Source organism: Photobacterium galatheae (genome assembly GCF_000695255.1).
GTDB classification, from domain to species: domain Bacteria; phylum Pseudomonadota; class Gammaproteobacteria; order Enterobacterales; family Vibrionaceae; genus Photobacterium; species Photobacterium galatheae.
On the sequence record NZ_JMIB01000047.1, the window covers coordinates 1 to 811 of the forward strand.

General features: G+C 48.1%; 1 protein-coding gene. It reads left to right on the plus strand.

The window, feature by feature from the left end; genetic code table 11:
- Positions 1 to 52: 52 nt before the first annotated feature.
- Positions 53 to 811 (plus strand): transposase (locus tag EA58_RS20225; protein WP_036757335.1); only part of this gene is annotated, 759 nt, incomplete at its 3' end.

The window sequence follows — 811 nt, forward strand, 5'->3', positions numbered from 1 at the left end:
CAGTTTATGAGAACAGCGCCTCATTCATCCAGTGATTATTCATTCAAGAACCATGACAACAGCACGCAGCCAACTCATTATTGTCGAAGCAACGCCCTATTATCATTGTGTTTCAAGATGCGTACGCCGTTCATACCTTTGCGGGTATGACGAGCTGACTCAAACCAGCTATGAACACCGTCGTGACTGGGTCGAGAAGCGATTAAAGCAGATTGCCAACATCTTTTGCATTGATGTTTGTGCTTACGCAATTATGAGTAATCACTATCATTTAGTGCTGCATATCAACACCGAGAAAGCACATCGCCTTTCAGAGCACGAGGTCATCCAACGCTGGAGCACTTTGCACCGAGCACCTGTGTTGATTCAGCGATTCTTAAAGGGTGAAACGTCAACTGAAGCCGAGAAAAACGCATGCCTCGCAATCATCCAAACTTGGCGGGAAAGACTTTGTTCCATCAGCTGGTTCATGCGCCTGCTCAACCAATATATTGCCCATGAAGCCAATCGCGAAGACGGCTGCACCGGCCACTTTTGGGAAGGTCGTTTCAAAAGTCAGGCGTTGTTGGATGAAAAAGCATTGGCCGCCGCCATGGCGTACGTGGATTTAAACCCTGTTCGAGCCGGTATTTCCAAGACGCCAGAAACATCCGATTTCACTTCGGTGAAAGCTCGCATTGAATCACTTCGTAAAGACGAGGCATCAGCACCCTCTCTTTATCCATTCGCGGGAAATCCGAGAAATGACATGCCAGATGGGCTTCCTTTCCGCTTGCTGGATTACCTTGAATTGGTTGACTGGACCGGACGA